The organism is Pseudomonas ficuserectae (assembly GCF_024584585.1).
Taxonomy (GTDB): Bacteria; Pseudomonadota; Gammaproteobacteria; order Pseudomonadales; family Pseudomonadaceae; genus Aquipseudomonas; species Aquipseudomonas amygdali.
Map to the genome: position 1 here is coordinate 4,425,410 of NZ_CP085684.1, position 18,455 is coordinate 4,443,864.

Annotated in this window: 19 protein-coding genes and 1 riboswitch; of the genes, 4 read left to right on the top strand and 15 right to left on the bottom strand. The window is 61.8% G+C overall.

From position 1 onward, the window contains the following. Genes cobC through cobO form a run of 9 tightly spaced genes read right to left on the bottom strand, consistent with a single transcriptional unit; the run spans position 1 to position 8,079 of the window. Positions 1-573, bottom strand: a complete 573-nt coding sequence (gene cobC / locus LJU29_RS19525; RefSeq protein WP_044320851.1) for an alpha-ribazole phosphatase family protein — start codon at positions 571-573, stop codon at positions 1-3. After that, positions 570-1,622: a nicotinate-nucleotide--dimethylbenzimidazole phosphoribosyltransferase gene (gene cobT / locus LJU29_RS19530; RefSeq protein ID WP_257111080.1), complete on the bottom strand. Its 1,053-nt coding sequence runs from the start codon at positions 1,620-1,622 to the stop codon at positions 570-572. The genes cobC and cobT overlap by 4 nt, the downstream gene beginning before the upstream one ends. Next, entirely contained in the window at positions 1,619-2,140 is a 522-nt protein-coding gene (gene cobU, locus LJU29_RS19535) for a bifunctional adenosylcobinamide kinase/adenosylcobinamide-phosphate guanylyltransferase (RefSeq protein WP_003369657.1), read from the bottom strand. The genes cobT and cobU overlap by 4 nt, the downstream gene beginning before the upstream one ends. After that, positions 2,141-3,601 carry a cobyric acid synthase gene (locus LJU29_RS19540; protein ID WP_257111081.1) on the bottom strand — a complete coding sequence of 487 codons (1,461 nt, stop codon included), beginning with the start codon at positions 3,599-3,601 and terminating at the stop codon, positions 2,141-2,143. Continuing rightward, positions 3,598-4,602, bottom strand: coding sequence for a threonine-phosphate decarboxylase CobD (gene cobD, locus LJU29_RS19545; protein WP_057452639.1), 1,005 nt, complete (start codon positions 4,600-4,602; stop codon positions 3,598-3,600). The genes LJU29_RS19540 and cobD overlap by 4 nt, the downstream gene beginning before the upstream one ends. Then, positions 4,595-5,503, bottom strand: coding sequence for an adenosylcobinamide-phosphate synthase CbiB (cbiB, locus tag LJU29_RS19550; protein ID WP_057452638.1), 909 nt, complete (start codon positions 5,501-5,503; stop codon positions 4,595-4,597). The genes cobD and cbiB overlap by 8 nt, the downstream gene beginning before the upstream one ends. Further along, positions 5,500-6,150, bottom strand: a complete 651-nt coding sequence (bluB, locus tag LJU29_RS19555; protein WP_257111082.1) for a 5,6-dimethylbenzimidazole synthase — start codon at positions 6,148-6,150, stop codon at positions 5,500-5,502. Before bluB ends, cbiB begins: the two co-directional genes overlap by 4 nt. Further along, on the bottom strand, positions 6,147-7,442 hold the full coding sequence (locus LJU29_RS19560) for a cobyrinic acid a,c-diamide synthase CobB (RefSeq protein ID WP_005755203.1): 1,296 nt from the start codon (positions 7,440-7,442) through the stop codon (positions 6,147-6,149). The genes bluB and LJU29_RS19560 overlap by 4 nt, the downstream gene beginning before the upstream one ends. A gap of 25 nt (positions 7,443-7,467) precedes the next feature. Next, complete coding sequence (gene cobO, locus LJU29_RS19565; RefSeq protein WP_002554602.1) at positions 7,468-8,079, bottom strand: cob(I)yrinic acid a,c-diamide adenosyltransferase; 612 nt, start codon at positions 8,077-8,079, stop codon at positions 7,468-7,470. A 91-nt stretch (positions 8,080-8,170) separates the two neighbouring features. After that, positions 8,171-8,384: riboswitch (cobalamin riboswitch) on the bottom strand. 119 nt (positions 8,385-8,503) lie between these two features. Between cobO and LJU29_RS19570 the strand changes: the two genes are divergently transcribed. Further along, positions 8,504-9,832, top strand: a complete 1,329-nt coding sequence (locus tag LJU29_RS19570; protein ID WP_004657227.1) for a PQQ-dependent sugar dehydrogenase — start codon at positions 8,504-8,506, stop codon at positions 9,830-9,832. Between the two features lie 354 nt (positions 9,833-10,186). Here LJU29_RS19570 and LJU29_RS19575 read toward each other — a convergent pair whose 3' ends face one another. The 6 genes from LJU29_RS19575 to LJU29_RS19600 all read right to left on the bottom strand — a co-directional run bounded on the left by LJU29_RS19575 (position 10,187) and on the right by LJU29_RS19600 (position 15,516). Continuing rightward, entirely contained in the window at positions 10,187-10,732 is a 546-nt protein-coding gene (locus LJU29_RS19575) for a C40 family peptidase (protein ID WP_057423524.1), read from the bottom strand. A 90-nt stretch (positions 10,733-10,822) separates the two neighbouring features. Then, the gene (locus LJU29_RS19580; RefSeq protein ID WP_057423523.1) at positions 10,823-11,545 is read right to left on the bottom strand and encodes a C40 family peptidase; all 723 of its coding nucleotides are present in this window, start codon (positions 11,543-11,545) and stop codon (positions 10,823-10,825) included. Positions 11,546-11,620: 75 nt separating this feature from the next. Further along, complete coding sequence (locus LJU29_RS19585) at positions 11,621-12,385, bottom strand: NAD-dependent deacylase (RefSeq protein ID WP_057405662.1); 765 nt, start codon at positions 12,383-12,385, stop codon at positions 11,621-11,623. Continuing rightward, positions 12,379-13,083: a DnaA regulatory inactivator Hda gene (gene hda, locus LJU29_RS19590; RefSeq protein ID WP_002554607.1), complete on the bottom strand. Its 705-nt coding sequence runs from the start codon at positions 13,081-13,083 to the stop codon at positions 12,379-12,381. The genes LJU29_RS19585 and hda overlap by 7 nt, the downstream gene beginning before the upstream one ends. A gap of 217 nt (positions 13,084-13,300) precedes the next feature. Then, positions 13,301-14,374, bottom strand: a complete 1,074-nt coding sequence (locus LJU29_RS19595) for an AI-2E family transporter (protein WP_002554608.1) — start codon at positions 14,372-14,374, stop codon at positions 13,301-13,303. Between the two features lie 38 nt (positions 14,375-14,412). Continuing rightward, positions 14,413-15,516, bottom strand: coding sequence for a DUF2066 domain-containing protein (locus LJU29_RS19600; RefSeq protein ID WP_257111083.1), 1,104 nt, complete (start codon positions 15,514-15,516; stop codon positions 14,413-14,415). A gap of 340 nt (positions 15,517-15,856) precedes the next feature. Here LJU29_RS19600 and purM point away from each other — a divergent pair, with 340 nt between their 5' ends. The 3 genes from purM to LJU29_RS19615 are packed head-to-tail and all read left to right on the top strand — an operon-like array spanning position 15,857 to position 18,287. Further along, positions 15,857-16,915, top strand: coding sequence for a phosphoribosylformylglycinamidine cyclo-ligase (gene purM / locus LJU29_RS19605; RefSeq protein WP_257111084.1), 1,059 nt, complete (start codon positions 15,857-15,859; stop codon positions 16,913-16,915). Continuing rightward, positions 16,915-17,565 (top strand): phosphoribosylglycinamide formyltransferase, encoded by a 651-nt coding sequence (purN, locus tag LJU29_RS19610; RefSeq protein ID WP_005783262.1) that lies wholly within the window; start codon positions 16,915-16,917, stop codon positions 17,563-17,565. Before purM ends, purN begins: the two co-directional genes overlap by 1 nt. A gap of 8 nt (positions 17,566-17,573) precedes the next feature. Then, entirely contained in the window at positions 17,574-18,287 is a 714-nt protein-coding gene (locus LJU29_RS19615; RefSeq protein WP_004665988.1) for a DUF3108 domain-containing protein, read from the top strand. Positions 18,288-18,455 lie beyond the last annotated feature (168 nt).

Consider the following 18,455-nt stretch of genomic DNA (forward strand, 5'->3'; position numbering starts at 1 on the left):
TCAGACCTCCGTGATTACGCCATCAGCTGCGACCTGAATCGACAGCAGTGCGCCATGGCCGACCACTACCTGCAACAATTGCTCACGCGGCAGACCGCGCGCCTGCGCCAGCAGCAGGCGCATTACACCGCCGTGACTGACCAGCAACACACGTTCATCGGCATACGCCTTATGCAGACGCGCCACCGCATTCAGCACCCGTGTCGAAAAATCGATCACTGGCTCGCCATTGGGCGGCGTGAAGGCGTAGGGATCGGCCCAGAACAGGCCCAAGCCTTCGGCATCGGTTTCCATGAGCTGCGCAGGGCTGTGGCCTTCCCAGTCGCCGAAATGCAGCTCCTGCAAACCCGGCTCCAGTTGCATGGGCAGCGACAGGCGCTGCGCCAGCTCTTCGGAAAAACGTGCACAGCGCTGCAATGGCGAGCTGACAATCCGTTCCCAGGGACCGCCATCGGCCACTGCCGCACGCATCTGCTGCCAGCCGAGTTCGGTCAGAGCATCGTCGAGGCTGCCGCGCAGACCACCGCCCAGCTCTGTTTCGCCATGACGCAGCAAGTCCAGACGCAAGGTCATGCGGGGCGATCCGCCACTGCCGCTTCGGCAAACGTTGCCATGCCGTTGTGCAACTCACAGGCCAGACGCACCAACGGCACCGCCAACGCTGCGCCACTGCCCTCGCCCAGACGCAAGCCGAGGTCCAGCAGCGGTTCGGCCTGTAGCGTTTCCAGCAAGTGCCGGTGGCCCGGTTCGGCGCCACGGTGGCCGAACAACAGCCAGTTGCGGCAAGACGGATTCAGGCGCACCGCCACCAACGCGGCCACGCTGCAAATGAAACCGTCGACCAGCGCCACGATGCCTTCCTGCGCACAGGCCAGATAAGCGCCGGTCAGCGCGGCAATCTCGAAACCACCCAGGCAGAACAGGCTATGCAGCGGGTCGCCCGCCTGCTCGGCATGCAGCGCCAGTGCGCGTTCGATGACACGAGTCTTGTGCTCGATGCCCTCGGCGTTCAGCCCGGTGCCGGGACCGACCAGCAACGGCGCGGCACATTCCAGCACCGAGCAGGCGACGGCGCTGGCCGCCGTGGTATTGCCGATGCCCATCTCGCCACCGATAAACAGCTCGGTGCCGACCGCCTTGGCGCGCAACACGCTGTCGCGCCCGGCCTGTAGAGCAGCAAGCCCCTGTTCGGCGCTCATGGCTGGCCCGTGGGAGAAATTGGCGGTGCCCGCGCCGATGCGCAAATGACGCACGCCCGGCAAATCCAGAGGCGCCACGGTACCCAGATCCACCACGTCCAGCTGCGCCGAGAGCTGGCGCGCCAGCACGCTGATCGCTGCGCCACCGTTGACGAAGTTATGCAGCATCTGGCCGGTGACTTCCTGTGGATAGGCCGATACACCTTCGGCCACCACACCATGATCGCTGGCAAAGATCGCGATCCACAATTTGTCGGCAGCCGGACGCTCGCGCCCTTGCAGGCCGGCAAGCTGTACCGCCAGACGCTCCAGTTGTGCCAGCGAACCCGCCGGCTTGGTCAACTGTTGCTGACGGGCCAGTGCCGCCTCGCGCATTGGTACATCAATAGCCTGTGCAGGCTTGAGCCACCAGGAATTACTCATAGCGCGGTTCCTTTCAACGTCAGGGGCAAGCCGGCAACGGTCAACACGACACGCTGGCAACGCTCGGCCAGCGCCTGATGCAACAGGCCGGCTTCATCGACATAGCGACGGGTCAGTTCGCCGAGCGGCACGACGCCAAGCCCGGTTTCGTTGCTGACAAAAATGATTTCACCCGGCAGCCCGGCAAGGCTGTCGAGCAGGGATTCACGTTCTTGAAGCAGGCGCTCGGGGTTGTCGAGCATCAGCAGATTGGTCAGCCAGAGGGTCAGGCAATCGACTAGCAGGCAGCAATCGGGCGCCGCATTTTCGCGCAGCACCCGCGCCAGCTCGATCGGCTCTTCGACCAACCCCCAGTGTTCGGGGCGACGGGCGCGATGGCTGGCCACGCGCTGATTCATTTCGCCGTCCAGAGGCTGACTGGTGGCGATGTAGGTCACCTTCAGCGTGCTGTCGGCGGCCAGTTTTTCCGCCAGGCGACTCTTGCCGGAACGCGCGCCGCCGAGGATCAACTGCAGCATTCAGTTCGCCTCCAGGCCACACAGTTCGCGAAGCAATGGGCCGTCCAGGTGTTTTTCCACCAGGTCCGCCAGACGTTCGATGTCGCACTCGCGCAGGGCGTGATAGTCGACGGACTGCACGTTCGCCAATCCCGCCCAGCGCAGTAACGCGCTACAGGCCGCAGGTGATTCGAACAGGCCGTGCAGGTAAGTCCCGAGCACCTGCCCGTCGACACTCTGCGCGCCATCGCAACGCCCGTCGTCCAGTTGCACGGCAGCCTGCTCCAGCGCCGGCCCTGTCGTTACCCCGGCATGAATTTCGTAGCCGCTGACCTCGGCGTCTTCCAGGGTCAGACGACCGCGCACATTGCGCAGTTGCTTTTCCGCTTCCAGCACCGTGCTCATTGCCAGTAGGCCAAACCCGGCGCTGGACCCGGCTGCGCCTTCCAGCCCGAGAGGATCGTGCACCTGCTCACCGAGCATTTGCAGGCCGCCGCAGATCCCCATCAGCTTGCCGCCATAACGCAAATGCCGCTCGATGGCAGTGTCCCAGCCACTGTTGCGCAGGTAGTTCAGATCGCTGCGCACGCTTTTCGAGCCGGGCAGAATGATCAGGTCCGCAGGAGGAATCGCCTGGCCGGGACCGATGAACTGCAGATTGACCTGAGGGTGCAGGCGCAGCGGGTCGAAATCAGTGTGATTACTGATGTGAGGCAGCACCGGGACCACCACGTTCAGCACATGCTCGACCTTGTCGGTCTGACGCTGGTCCAGGCCGTCTTCGGCTTCCAGGTGCAGGTCCATCACGTAGGGCAGCACGCCAACCACCGGCTTGCCGGTGCGTGCTTCCAGCCAGTCCAGGCCCGGCTGCAACAAGGCGATGTCACCGCGAAAACGATTGATGATGAACCCCTTGACCCGCGCCTGTTCGCTGGGCGACAGCAACTCCAGCGTGCCGACCAGATGGGCAAACACCCCGCCACGATTGATATCGGCAATCAGCAACACCGGGCAGTCGACCGCCTCGGCAAAGCCCATGTTGGCGATATCGTTGGCGCGCAGGTTGATCTCGGCCGGAGAGCCCGCGCCTTCTACCATGATCACCGGATAGCTCTCGCCCAGCCGCCGATGCGACTCCAGCACCGCCTGCATGGCGATCTCTTTGTAGCCGTGGTACGCCACCGCGTTCATGGTGGTGACGGCGCGACCGTGAATGATCACCTGCGCACCGGTATCACTGTTGGGCTTGAGCAGCACCGGGTTCATGTCGGTGTGCGGCTCCAGAAAGCACGCCTGCGCCTGCACCGCCTGGGCGCGGCCGATTTCGCCGCCGTCCGCCGTTACAGCGCTGTTGAGCGCCATGTTCTGCGGTTTGAATGGCACGACCTTGACGCCCTGTCGGGTCAGCCAGCGGCACAGTGCCGTCACCAGTGTGCTTTTGCCGGCGTCGGAGGTGGTGCCTTGTACCATCAGCGTGGTCATGGGTATTCCTTGCGGTATTCAAGCAGAACAGTGTGCAAACGCAGCCAGTCGGCCTCGTCGCGGGGCAGACCGAAACGCAGACTGGACGACTCGGAGGTGTCACCCTTGAACAGACGCAGCAGCACGCCGCGCCGCGCACAAAACTCATAGAGCGTCTGCGCCTCAGGGGTCACCAGCCATTGGAACAGCGCACAGCCGCCTTGCGGGGTCAGGGCGTAGCGGTCGAGCAACGCCACCAGCCGGTCGCGGGCCTGGTCACAGCGCTCACGTTGACGCGTCTGCCCTTCCTGATCATTGAGGCACACCTGACCGATGATTCGTGTTGGCCCGCTGACCGACCATGGGCCGATTTCCTGCGCCAGCATCCTCAGCAATACCGGCTCGGCCATGACAAAACCGAGCCTGACACCGGCCAGGCCAAAAAACTTGCCGAACGAGCGCAGCACAATCAGCCCGGTGCGCCACGTTTCGGCAGCCAGGCTCAGGCCCGGCGTGTTATCCATAAACGCTTCATCGACGACCAGCCAGCCACCGCGCTCGGCCAGTCGTGCATGCCATTCCAGCAGGCGCTCGGCGCTCAGGTGCAGGCCGGTCGGATTGTTCGGATTGACCACCACCAGCACATCAAGAGAGTCGAGAAAGTATTCGACCTCCTGCTCGCCTACCTCGCGGACCACGAAGCCGTTCTTGCGCCATGCATGTGCATGCTCGGCGTAGCAGGGCGACAGCACGCCAACCCGACCTCCGCTGCGTACCCGCGGCAACGCTTGAATCGCGGCCTGCGAGCCGGACACCGGCAATAAGCGAGGTACGCCGTAATAGCGGCAGGCCGCTGCTTCCAGGCCATCATCGGTCTCGGGCAAACGCGCCCAGGCACGCGTCGGAATCTCCGGGATGGGCCACGACCAGGGTGCAATGCCCGTGGACAGGTCCAGCCAGTCAGCCAGTTCGATACCGTAATGCTGCGCTGCGGCGCGCAACCGACCGCCGTGCTCAAGCATAGAATTCAGCTACCACGCATATGACCAGCAACCACAACCAGACGCCGCGCTGCACCAGTTGCCAGCCGCGATCAATGGAGTCTGCATCGGCAGGTGCACCTTCACCCAATTGCGGACGCTGATGCAGCTCGCCGTGGTAGATCGCCGCCCCGCCCAGTTCGACACCCAGCGCACCCGCGCCAGCGGCCATCACCGGACCTGCATTCGGACTGTCCCAGGCCGGGGCCTGCGTACGCCAGCAACGCAGCGCCAGTCGGGTCTTGCCCAACAAGGCGTAAGTCAATGCCACAAGACGTGCGGGAATATAGTTGAGCAGATCGTCGATCTTCGCCGCAGCCCAGCCAAAACGCTCGAAGCGCTCGTTGCGGTAGCCCCACATGGCGTCCAGCGTGTTGCTCAGCCGGTACAGCACCACGCCGGGCGCACCGGCCACGACAAACCAGAACAGCGCGGCGAACACCGCATCACTGCCGTTCTCCAGCACTGATTCGGTAGCCGCGCGAGCCACTTCGGTGGCATCCAGTTCGCTGGTCTGGCGACTGACCAGATAACCGACCCGCTGGCGTGCCTCGACCAGATCGTCACTGCGCAACGCTTGCGCCACCGGCTGAACATGTTCGCCCAGGCTGCGCATGCCCAGCGCGCCATACAGCGCCAGAATCTCGAACAGCCAGCCCACGCCAGGCAACCAGCTCAGCAGCGTGGCCAGCAGCGTCAGCGGCACAACGGTGATGACCCAGGCGGTAACGCCGTGACTGCGCCAGCCACGGCCGCCACTGTTGAAACGCTGCTCGACCCGATTGGCGAAGTTGCCGAACGCCACCAGCGGATGCCATCGTTTTGGCTCACCGAGCAGCGCATCCAGCGCGACCCCGGCGACGCTCAACAGCGCCACACTCATTGATTCACTCCCCATTGATTCTCGTACAGCAGCTCGTGCAGCGGACGCGCCTGCGCCCAGCCTTCCATCACCAGCATTGGCGCAGGATAGAATTCCTTGACCGGCCCCAGGCAAATGATCGCCAGCGGCTTCGCGCCGTCAGGCATGCCCAGCAGTTCGGCCAATGCCTCGGGGTCGAACAGCGACACCCAGCCCATGCCCAGGCCTTCTGCACGCGATGCCAGCCACAGGTTCTGGATCGCGCAGGACAGCGATGCCATGTCCATTTCCGGCAAGGTGCGGCGGCCGATAATATGCTGTTCACGGCCTTCCATCAGTGCGGCGACCAACACCTCTGCGCAGTCATTGATTCCTTCGACCTTGAGTTTCATGAACTCGTCGGTGCGCTCGCCCAGTGCCTGGGCAGTGCGGATACGTTCATCTTCTACCTGCGCCTGCATTTTTCCGCGCAACGCCGGATCGCTGATGCGAATGAAGCGCCACGGCTGCATCAGCCCGACACTGGGTGCCTGGTGTGCGGCTTCCAGCAAGCGCGCCAGCAACTCGGGCGCCACCGTGCCGCCGACGAAGTGGCGCATGTCGCGACGCTCGGCGATGGCCCGGTACACCGCAGCCCGCTCTTCAGGGCTGAACGCTTGTTCGGTCATGGTTTGAACAGCGCCGCAATCGCCTGAGGGCAGGAAGGGAAATAGAAATGCACGTAGGAAGCGGTCAGACGACCCAGGCGATAGACTGCCTCTGCGCCACGCCCGCCGTTGGGGCTGACGCCACGGGCAATCAGCTGCAACTCGGTGCTGGTCAGCGAATGGTGATACGTGTGACCGTGCAACGTACCCTCGGGCAGCTCAACCGCTTGCAAGGCCAGAGCCGCCAGACGCTTCTGCATGACCGCCTCACCGGACAGCAAGCCGACCAGTTCGGCGCGCACGCCCTCCACATCGGTCAGGGCTTCGAGTAAATAAAGCATGCCGCCGCACTCGGCCAGAATCGGCTTGCCAGCGATATGGTGAGCCCTGATCGATGCCTGCATCGTCAGGTTTTCCGCCAACGCAACGTGGTGCAACTCCGGGTAGCCACCCGGCAGGTACAGGCTGTCGGCGTCGGGCAGCTCGCGGTCATGGATCGGCGAGAAGAAACTCAGCTCTGCGCCCATGTTTCGCAGCAGGTCCAGGCTTGCGCCGTACAGAAAGGCAAAGGCCTCGTCGCGGGCAATGGCGATGCGCACACCGCTGAGCAACGGCTCGACCTGAACCGGGTCGGGCGCGGTAAAGGTTACGGCTGGCGGCAAGGCCACTTCGCAGGTGCTGGCCAGCGCGGCGGCAGCCATGTCCAGCCGCACATCCAGATCATTGAGTTCGCTGGCCTGGACCAGCCCCAGATGGCGGCTGGGCAATTCGAAACCGACTTCCCGGGACAGTGCGCCATACCATCGCAGGCCTTCGGTCAGACTGTTTTCCAGCAACTGCGCGTGGCGTACCGTGCCAACCCGATTGGCCAGCACGCCGGCAAACGGCAGATCCGGCTGATAACGCGCCAGCCCGAGCGCCAGCGCGCCAAACGTCTGCGCCATCGCCGTGCCGTCGATCACCCCCAACACCGGTACGCCAAAGTGGCGGGCCAGATCAGCGCTGGACGGTGTGCCGTCGAACAACCCCATGACGCCTTCGATCAGGATCAGGTCCGCCTCATCTGCGGCTTCCCACAACAGGCGACGGCTTTCGTCGGCACCCACCATCCACATATCCAGCTGGTAGACCGGTGCGCCGCTGGCCCGCTCAAGAATCATCGGGTCGAGAAAATCCGGCCCGCACTTGAACACCCGGACCTTGCGGCCCTGGTTGCGGTGCAAACGTGCCAGTGCCGCGGTGACGGTAGTCTTGCCTTGCCCGGAGGCAGGCGCGGCGATCAAAACCGCCGGGCAATCGCGCGGAGCTCTCATTGCAGTGCGCCCAATAAAGGATTATTCACAGCTCGATACCTTTCTGCGCCCGGATACCGGCCTGGAACGCATGCTTGACCACGCCGATATCGGAAACCGTATCAGCCAGGTCGATCAATTCGGGTTTGGCACCGCGGCCGGTCACCAGTACATGCTGCATCGGTGGGCGGGCCTGCAGGTCACTCAGCACCTGTTCAAGGTCGAGATAACCATGCTTGAGGGCAATGTTCAGTTCGTCGAGCACCACCAGACCAATGGCCGGGTCGCGAAGCATTTCCCGAGACACGGCCCAGGCGGCTTCGGCAGCGGCAATGTCACGCTGGCGATCCTGGGTTTCCCAGGTGAAGCCCTCGCCCATCACGTGATAGCGCACCTGCTCGGGGAAACGGCGGAAAAACATTTCTTCGCCAGTGCTGTTGCGGCCCTTGATGAACTGCACCACGCCGCACTGCATGTCGTGGCCCATGGCCCTGGCAAGCATGCCGAATGCCGAGCTGCTCTTGCCTTTGCCGTTGCCGGTCAAGACCAGCAGCAGGCCGCACTCGTTGGGTGAGCTGGCAATGCGCTCGTCCATCACGGCTTTCTTGCGCAGCATGCGCGCCAGATGGCGTTCGTCGCGTTCGGGGGATTCGTTCATCCGGGTTCTCCGCTCGTGGCAGTCGACAACAGACGGAAGGACAGCACTGGACAGCACGGCAACGCCCTGCACAGAGCATCACCCTCCGTGATGCCATTGAGTGGTTCAGGCCGGTCTCCGGGCTCATGAGCGGGTTACCCCGGCTGCGCGCCTTCCCATGTCGAAACACAGTGGCGTCAGGCACAGCCTTGACTCATTTACCGTTGCGGGGGCAGCGCCGGGATCGGATCGATTGATCCACACCGGCTTCCCTGTTTCACCCTGCCAATCAAGGATTGCAGAGCACCTGAAACAAACCGCGAAGGGTAGAGGGTTGGGCTGGGAGCGTCAATCGACACCGACGCTGTGAAACGTGATTGAACCCAGACGGTTCGCAGTGCCTCTATCAATTATCGGACCACGCCCTTGCTTATGGAGATTCACCATGTTCAGACTCAGACCCCACTACGCAGTGTTGCTTCTGGTTGCCGGTGGCCTCGCTGCCTGCGGCGAGTCTTCGACCCTGCAAGTCTCGGATGGAACAGGCCCCTCGCCCAAACTGCCGGAGCCTAACAAGACGCTGATCCCGACCGTCAACATCGCCCCTGCCGTAGGCTGGGAAAAAGGCGCAAAACCGGTCGCCGCGCCGGGCACACAGGTGGCAGCGTTCGCCGAAAACCTCGACCACCCGCGCTGGCTGTATGTATTGCCCAATGGCGACGTGCTGGTGGCGGAAACCAATTCGCCGGCCAAACCGGATGATTCCAAGGGTATTCGCGGCTGGGTAATGGAAAAAGTCATGGGCCGCGCCGGTGCGGGCGTGCCAAGCGCCAATCGCATTACTCTGCTGCGCGACGTGGACAAGGACGGCGTCGCAGAGACCCGCACCGTGTTCCTGCAAAACCTCAATTCGCCGTTTGGCATGACGCTAGTGGGCAACAAGCTCTATGTCGCCGACACAGACCGCCTGATCAGCTTTCCGTATGAAGCCGGCCAGACCTCGATCAGCGCGCAGCCGACCAAAGTGGTCGATCTGCCGGGCGGCACGCTCAACCACCACTGGACCAAAAACGTCATTGCCAGCAAGGATGGCAGCAAGCTGTACGTCACAGTAGGCTCCAACAGCAACGTGGCCGAGAACGGCATGGACAAGGAAGAAGGTCGTGCAGCCATTTGGGAAGTCGACGCTGCCACCGGCAATCACCGCATTTTCGCCTCGGGCCTTCGCAACCCCAACGGCATGGACTGGGAGCCTAAAACCGGCAAGCTGTGGACGGCGGTCAACGAGCGTGACGAAATCGGCAGCGACCTGGTGCCAGACTACGTGACCTCGGTGCAGGATGGCGCTTTCTACGGATGGCCCTACAGCTACTACGGCCAGCATGTCGACGAGCGCGTCAAACCTCAGAACCCGGCACTGGTCGCCAAGGCCATCGCACCGGATTACGCAGTCGGTCCGCACACCGCTTCGCTGGGCCTGGTGTTCGCCGACGGCAAGACACTGGCTGCACCGTTCAACGAAGGCCTGTTCATTGGCCAGCACGGCTCATGGAACCGCAAACCGCACAGCGGCTATAAGGTGGTGTTCGTGCCCTTCAGCGGCGGCAAGCCCAACGGCGCTCCAGTCGATGTGCTGACCGGTTTCCTCAACAAAGACGAAAAAGCCATGGGCCGCCCGGTTGGCGTGGTCAATGATCAGCGCGGCGGCTTGCTGGTGGCAGATGATGTCGGCAACAAGATCTGGCGCGTGACCTCGGCCAAGACTGCTCAGTAATGCCGAGCGTAGAGGGTTGACGCAGAGCGTCGTACGTTAGTTGAGTTATCGTTCCGCACGCTCCAGCGTGGGAATGCAGTTCTCGACGCTCCGCGTCACAAGAGGACGCGGAGCGTCCGGAACGGCATGCGACGCGGAGCGTCGCACGATAATTGCGATGATCGTTCCGCACGTCCGGATCGATATGTCGACGCAGAGCGCCGTACGGCAGTTGAGATGATCGTTCCCTACGCTCCAGCGTGGGAATGCAGTTCTCGACGCTCCGCGTCGCAAGAGGACGCGGAGCGTCCGGAAAGGCATGCGACGCTCCGCGTCGCACGATAATTTCTGGTCAGACCGCGAGCAGGCGACGCGCTACGGCCGAATCTGCGCCAGACTGGACGGCTGAATGACGCGCTTGGCGTTGAGGTAGGCTTTCTGCCAGTAAGGCTTGTCGAGGCTGTCGAGCTTGACCGTGCCGCCGCTGGCCGGGGCATGTACGAAGCGGCCTTCGCCGACGTAGATGCCCGCGTGGGACACCTGCGAGCCGCCCGAGGTGGCGAAGAACACCACATCTCCTGACTGCAATTGCTCGCGACGGATATTCGGCGCGCCCATCACGATCATCTCGCGCGTGGAACGCGGCAGGGAAATGCCCGCGGCATCACGATAGACATAACCTATAAGACCGCTGCAATCAAAACCGGAGTCAGGCGTGTTGCCACCCCAGCGATAAGGCGTGCCAACCAGCCCCAACGCACGAAACAGCACGTCTTCGGCAGCCGGAGAAAGAATCTGAGGGGGAGCAGTGACCACCGGACGCTGAACGACCCGGGGAGCTTTGGGCGGTGGCGGCGCACTGGCGCAAGCAGCCAGCAACGCAGCAACAGAGATGACTATCAGGCGCAACGCAATCGACATAACCACAACAACCTATCCGGATGCGGCTTACGCTGCCGAGAAGCTCAAAAACGCAGAAAGACCCGAAGGTCTTGTTCTGCGCGTTCTATTTTATTTACGCCGCTTTGGCGCGGTCTTGACTGTAGTCGAAGTCATCGCCGTTGTCTGCGTGGCATCAGGCGTCGACTTCACAGCGACTCTACCTGACGCCATTGCCAGAGGCCGCTTGGCCTCGATAAAGGTCTTGCTCCAGTAGGCGTCATCGAGGCTGTCGATGCGTACACCGCCACTGCGACGGCTGCTGGAGTGAATGAACTGCTGATTACCGGCATAGATTGCTGCATGGCTTACGCGACCACGGCCACGGGTACTGAAGAACAGCACATCGCCACGCTGAAGGTTTTTGCGCGATACCAGCGGTGCGTCAACGTTAATCATTTCACGCGTGGAGCGCGGCAGGCTCATGCCAGCCTCTTCGCGAAACAGGTAACCAATGAAACCGCTGCAATCGAAACCCGAGGAAGTCGACGTGCCGCCGAACTTGTAACGCGTGCCGATCAGGGATTTGCCACGTTCAAGGATGCTGTCGGCCAGAACCGGCAGCTGGTAGGACGTATTGTCAGCGAAATGAGCGAGTTCGTCTTCGGTGGCAATCTCGTCCTGCAAGGCCGCGGCGTCGGCGCGACGTGCTGCGGACTGAGCGTTTGCCGCGCTCTGATAACGCGCAACGGGCTGAGCCTGTTCTTGCTGTGCGACCGGCATATTGGCCGAGCAACCGAAGAGAAATGTAACGAGTGCGAGAGGCACGAGGGGTGCGAAGCGAACAACCTGCATGGGCACAACCGTGGCTGACTAGTTAAGATGGCGAGACTATGCCTTTTATGAAGGTGATTTGCAAATTCAATCGAACTAGATGTGACTTATGAGTTCCGCCATGACATGTGCTGCCCGGCACTGCAAAAAGACGTCCATCTGCGCGCTGTGATCGGTCGGCTGCGGATTGATTTCCGCCGTAAAACCCCCGGAAACTCTGGTGCGAATGACAGGTTCGTGAATATAGGGGAAGCTTGCCGTGGTACCGATACTCAGGACTGCGTCATAGCCTTTAGCCAGTTGTTCATACAGTGTTTCCAATGCCTTTTCAGGGAGCATTTCCTGAAAAAGAACGACGGGCGGTCGCATAACGCCACTACATGCCGGGCATAAAGGGGGCAAAGGACGCTGCAAGTGCTCACTCAATTGCGGATCTTCAGCGCCACAGGATTGGCAAAACAGTGGCGAGAGCTGCCCGTGAATTTCGATCAGGCGTTCCGGCGGGCTGCCAGCGGCGCGGTGATAGCCGTCGACGTTCTGGGTCAGCACCCAGCACTCGGGTTTGATGCGCTGCAACTGGGCGATGGCGTAATGCGCGACGTTGGGCTCACCTCCCAGACAGGCCTTGCCCAGCTCGGCGATGTACTTCCAGCACAGCTCGGGGTCACGGCGCAGCATGGGCCCGGACAAGGCCATCTCTATAGGCAGGCCGTCGTCGGTCTTGCCGTTGTACAGCCCGCCGACGCCGCGATAGGTCGGCAAGCCCGAATCAGCCGACAGGCCTGCCCCGGTGATCACCAGAATCCGTTGTGCATGGCGCAAGGCTGCCGCCGTTTGCATCAACAGCGCCTGATCTACCACCCCAACGTCTCTTTAAGGAAGGGAATGGTCAGCTTGCGCTTTTCCTGGAGTGACGCTTGATCGAGGCGCTCAAGCAATTCGAACAGAGCGCTCATGCTGCGCGTACCACGCGTCAAAATGAAATGGCCTACCTCATCGGTGAGGTGCAGGCCGCGCCGTGACGCACGCAGTTGCAGCGCACGCAGCTTGTCTTCGTCGGACAGGCCACGCATCTGGAATACCAGGGCCATGGTCAGACGGGATTTCAGATCGGGGAGTTTGACCGGCAGTTCGCGGGGCGATTTGGACGCTGCAATGAGCAGACGACGCCCGCTGTCACGCAAACGGTTGAACAGGTGAAACAGGGCTTCTTCCCACTCCGGCTTGCCGACAATGGCTTGCAGGTCATCCAGGCACACCAGTTCGTACTGTTCAAGATGGTCGAACAGCTCGATACCTTCATCGATAACTTCGGCAAGCGGCAGATACACCGCAGGTTCGCCCAGCTGCTCGAAACGCAGGCACGCAGCCTGAAGCAGGTGCGTGCGCCCTACTCCATCCTTGCCCCACAGATAGATGAGGCTTTCCGTCCACCCAGCGTCGGCTTCGCACAGCCGCTCGACATAGCCGAGTGCAGCGGCATTGGCGCCTGGATAGTAATTGACGAAAGTGGCGTCATCACGCAGACGCACACTCAGGGGCAGCTGAATCGGTTTCATGCTTACTAACGGCTCATGCAAACCGTCAAGGGCCTCTGTGTAAAGAGCGCAAAGTTTATACCCGTGTAGCGGGTCGCACAATGCGACAGACCTCAAGCAAAATCAAAGGTTTGCGTCAGGGTGCGTAAAGCGCGGGTCGAGAAAGGGCGTTTTGAGGTGATGCATGCATTGCCTGCACAGGCCTCTTCACCGGGCAGTGAAGAGGCGTGCGATGCCCTTACAGCTCGGGATCTTCCGCACCTGCATAGATTTCCGAGTCTTTATAAACGTCGTGCATGTGGCGCACCAGCACCATGATCACTGCAGCGACCGGCAACGCCAGCAGAATGCCGGTGAAACCGAACAGCTCGCCACCCGCCAGAATCGCGAAGATCACCGCCACCGGGTGCAGACCGATGCGATCCCCTACCAGCAATGGCGTCAGAACCATCCCTTCGAGGGCCTGACCGATCATGAACACCGCAACAATCCCCATCATCGGGTACAGGTCGCCGCCAAACTGGAACAACCCGGCGACCAGCGCCGAACCAATGCCGATCACAAAGCCCATATAAGGCACGATGGCAGCCAGACCGGCGATCACCCCGATCAACAGGCCCAGTTCCAGCCCGACCAGCATCAGACCGGCCGCGTAGATCACCCCGAGACCGACCATGACCAGCAATTGCCCGCGTATGAATGCGCCCAGCACCTCATGGCACTCGCCCGCCAGCTTGACGATTTGACCTTCACGCTGACGCGGCAGCAGACCGCGGATCTTGCCGGTCATGATGTCCCAGTCACGCAACAGGTAGAAACACACCACCGGGATCAGCACCAGATTGGTCAGCCAGCCGATCAGCGCCAGGCTAGACGCCGTAGCCTGAGACAGCACCACAGAGACGATATCCCCAGCCTGCCCCATGTGCTCGGAGATGGCTGCCTTGATCTTGTCGAACTTCCAGAACCCGTCTGCCAGCCCGAACTTGGCCTGCACCCACGGCAAAGCCGAGTGTTGCAGCCAGTCGAGGATCTGCGGGGCCAGCTCATAAAGACGAAACAACTGCTTGGCCAGCATCGGCACCAGCACCAGCAGCAAGGCCATCAGCACCAGCGTGAACAGACCGAACACCGCCACCACGCTCAAGGTTCTGGACAGCCCGGCGCGCTCCAGACGATCCACCAGCGGATCGCCCATGTAGGCCAGCAGCAGTGCCACCAGAAAAGGGGTGAGGATCGTGTGCAACAGCACCACGAATGCGACCAGCAAGGCCAGGCCGCCGATCCAGAACCAACGCCGTGTATCAGTCATCAACATCCCTCAACCCAATGGAAAAGCGCTTTGCCGGTTTACCAGCGGAAATAAAGCTGTGGTGCAGACGCCGGAGCAATCATCGGTGCGGACGCAGGTGCCGGAACAGCAGCAGCTCCATTGGCTGGCGCAACCGGCGCAGTCGCATCGACAGGCGCAGCAGGCGGTGTTGCGGCGGCTGCTGCCTCGGCTGCGGGCACTTCCTGCAATTTGGCCAGCGACAACTGCGAGCGTAGCTGATCGGTGCTGCCACTGACCTCAAACACCACCTTATCGCCGTCAACAGAACTCAGACGCACGCCGAACGGATCAAGTAACTGAAGCAGTTGTGCATAGCGCTCCAGTGTCATGCCCTGAACCTGCACCAACAGGCCCGTCGAGGCACCGGGCTTGGCGACGAAACGTAGGGCCAGACGCTGGCTGACCGACAGCAGCACAGCGTCTGCCAAGGCTTCGGAAGTAGCCCCGGTCGCGGTGCCCTGCTCACGCTGATCGCCCAGCCACAAGCGCCATTTGCCCTGCCACTGGCCTGCGTCTTCCTTGGCGTGCACCGCCAGTATCGCGTCAGCACCGTAACGCTCGGAGGCTTCCTTGAGCGGTGCAGCATCAGTGCCTTCCAGTGTCTTGGCGTTACCGATGCCCTGCTCGCTCAAATCAGCCAGCGGTAAACGCAACGGCAAACCGCGGTGTTGCGCAGCCCGGCGCAGTGGTTCAGCAGCGGCCTGACCGTCACCGACCAGATTCGAGCCTTCGACCGAGTCGTTCAGCCACCAGCCGAGGATCGACGGGCGATTGCTGCCCCAGATCGACAGGCCGGCATCACGCAACGCACGGTCTGTGGTCGCTGGATCGAAGTCCACCAGCAGGGTTTCCGGCGGACCGGCCTCATAGCCGTACTGGCTGATGATTTGTTGCGGGTCTTTGCGCAGCGCGGGGATGGCCGAACCCTGCGCGGCCTTGGCGTCGCCGGTCAGGCGCAGCACCAGCGTTTCGACCGCGGCCTGGGTGGCCCGGGTGCGCTCATCGGGCGACTGGCCAGTCACCGGCTCGCGGACCTGATAAAGGTTGCTGACCGTTTCGGCAAGGCAGGGGAGGCTGATCAGGGACAGACAGCCGACTAGAAGAACTCTGGAAAAACGCATGGACAGTTCCCGAACGGAAAAAATAAAAAGAAGCTGTTTCAGGAGGTGTACAAGTCTGGGACAGCCTTGAACCACCAATCATTCAATTTGCGCATAAAGTACACCTTAAACGGCGGCACTCGCACTGACCGGAGCTGCCGGATCAGGTTTATTTGGCGCAACACTGCCCTGTTGTCGGCGCAAGGATGGCCCCTGGGGAGCAAGCCTGATAAAATCGCGCGCCTTCGCAGACCGGCAATCGCCACGGCCCAACATTACCATCGCATGACTGCGCGGTGCTGAACGGGTCCCAACGCAGCGGTCGATACCTCCGAATCCCCCCTAAAGGCCTGGATTTTTTATGAGCAAGCAACCCTCCCTGAGCTATAAAGACGCCGGTGTAGACATCGACGCCGGTGAAGCATTGGTCGAACGCATCAAGAGCGTCGCCAAGCGCACCAAGCGTCCGGAAGTCATGGGCGGCCTGGGAGGCTTCGGCGCCCTCTGCGAAATCCCGGCCGGCTACAAGCAACCGGTCCTGGTTTCCGGCACCGACGGCGTGGGCACCAAGCTGCGTCTGGCCCTGAACCTGAACAAGCACGACACCATCGGTATCGATCTGGTCGCCATGTGCGTCAACGATCTGGTGATCTGCGGCGCAGAGCCTTTGTTCTTCCTTGATTACTACGCCACCGGCAAACTGAACGTCGACACCGCTGCCCAGGTCGTCACCGGCATCGGCGCTGGCTGCGAACTGGCTGGCTGCTCGCTGGTCGGCGGCGAAACCGCTGAAATGCCGGGCATGTACGAAGGCGAAGACTACGACCTGGCTGGCTTCTGCGTCGGCATCGTGGAAAAGGCCGAGATCATCGACGGTTCGAAAGTCGCTGCCGGTGATGCCCTGCTGGCCCTGCCATCGTCCGGCCCGCACTCCAACGGTTATTCGCTGATCCGCAAGATCATCGAAGTGGCCGGTGCCGATATCGAAAGCATCCAGCTGGACGGCAAGCCATTGACCGAGCTGCTGATGGCGCCAACTCGCATCTACGTCAAGCCGCTGCTCAAGCTGATCAAGGAAACCGGCGCGGTCAAGGCCATGGCCCACATCACCGGTGGCGGCCTGCTCGACAACATCCCGCGTGTTCTGCCGGAAGGTGCTCAGGCGGTGGTCGATGTTGCCAGCTGGCAGCGTCCGGCCGTGTTCGACTGGCTGCAGCAGCAAGGCAACGTCGCAGAAAACGAAATGCACCGCGTGCTGAACTGCGGCGTGGGCATGGTCATCTGCGTTGCTCAGGAACACGTTGAAGCCGCGTTGAAGGTTCTGCGCGAAGCTGGCGAGCAGCCATGGGTGATCGGTCAGATCGCTACCGCTGCCGAAGGTGCAGCACAAGTCGAGCTGAAAAACCTCAAGGCGCATTGATGCCAGCCACCTGCGATGTCGTGGTGCTGCTGTCCGGCACCGGCGGCAACCTGCAAGCGATGATCGACAGTTTCAAGGACGGGTCCAGCCCGGTCCGCATCCGCGCGGTGATTTCCAACCGCGCCGATGCGTTCGGCCTGCAACGCGCCAGGGATGCAGGCATCGAAGCCTGCGTGCTGGATCACACTGCTTATGAAGGCCGCGAAGCCTTCGATGCAGCGCTGATCGAACTGATCGACACTTTCCAGCCACAGTTGGTGGTACTGGCCGGGTTCATGCGCATTCTCAGCGCAGGCTTCGTGCGCCATTTCCATGGTCGCCTTCTGAATATTCACCCTTCCCTGCTGCCGCGTTACAAAGGCTTGCACACGCACAAGCGTGCGCTGGAGGCTGGTGACGCCGAGCATGGCTGCAGCGTGCATTTCGTCACCGAGGAACTCGATGGCGGCCCACTGGTCGTACAGGCAGTTATTTCGGTACAGTTGCACGACACGCCCACAACGCTCGCGCAACGGGTTCATGTTCAAGAGCACCGTATTTACCCACTGGCCATTCGCTGGTTTGCCGAGGGCCGACTGAGCCTTGGTGAACAAGGTGCGTTACTCGATAGCCAGTTACTCCCGGCCAGCGGCCATCTGATTCGACATTAGGAGATACTATGCGTCGCGCTCTGCTCTTCGCTTTCGCTCTGCTCGCCTTGCCTGCCGTACAGGCCGCAGACCTTCAACCTTTCTCCGCCAGCTACACCGCCGACTGGAAACAGCTGCCCATGAGTGGCACCGCTGAACGCAGCCTGGAAGCCGGTGCCAATGGCACCTGGACCCTGAGCTTCAAGGCATCGATGATGATTGCCAGCCTGACTGAAGTCAGCACGCTGAAGGTCGACAAGGAAACCTTGCTGCCACAGACCTACAGCTTCGAACGCAGCGGCCTGGGCAAATCCAAAAAGGTTGATCTGGCGTTCGACTGGAACACCAAGTTCGTCACCGGCACCGACCGTGGCGATGCGATCAAGCTGCCACTCAACCGCGGCATCCTCGACAAGTCCACGTATCAGCTGGCGTTGCAACACGACATCGCTGATGGCAAGAAGAGCATGAGCTACCAGGTGGTCGACGGTGATGAAGTCGACACCTACGACTTCCGCGTACTGGGCTCGGAAAAGGTTACCACCAAGACTGGCCAGGTCGATGCGATCAAGGTCGAGCGCGTGCGTGACCCGACGCAAAGCAAGCGCACCACCGTGCTGTGGTTCGCCAAGGACTGGGATTACCTGCTAGTGCGCCTGCAACAGGTCGAAACCGACGGTAAGGAATACAACATCGTGCTGCTCGACGGCACCGTGAACGGCAAGGCCGTCAAAGGCAGCTGATTGCCCTGACCGCCCCCGTAGCACCGAGCCCCGCTTATTAGCGGGGCTTTTTATTGGCTGCAAACAAGAGGACGCAGCGCGTCCAGAGCGGCATGCCGACGCGGAGCGTCGCACGATAGTGGCGGTGCTCTCCCGGACACCTGGCGCGCCCTACGCTCCGGGTGGGAA